The following is a 245-nucleotide window of genomic DNA, read 5'->3' as shown; positions in this document are numbered from 1 at the left end:
GTGACCTTCAGCCTGAACAACAGCGAAATGAACGCCATTCGCCTGGCCAAGCTGACTGACGAAAATACCGACGCCAACTTCCTCGAATATTCGCTGTACGGCCTGCCGCTGCAAACCCAGCAGACCTTCATGATCATGGTGATGATCCCGATTGGCGTGCTGGTGATTCTGATCCTGCGCAACCTGATCGGCCTGCAGACCCTGGGCACCTTTACCCCGGTGCTGATCGCCCTGGCGTTTCGCGA

Annotated in this window: 1 protein-coding gene; it reads left to right on the top strand. The window is 57.1% G+C overall.

What is annotated here, in order from left to right; all coding sequences use genetic code 11:
* The coding region (locus KZZ04_RS20390; RefSeq protein WP_306430597.1) for a 7TM domain-containing protein at positions 1 to 245 on the top strand (245 nt) is incomplete at both ends.

The organism is Pseudoalteromonas sp. CR1 (genome assembly GCF_019392235.1).
Classification (GTDB): Bacteria; Pseudomonadota; Gammaproteobacteria; order Enterobacterales; family Alteromonadaceae; genus Pseudoalteromonas.
This window is presented reverse-complemented; position numbering and strand designations above follow the sequence as displayed.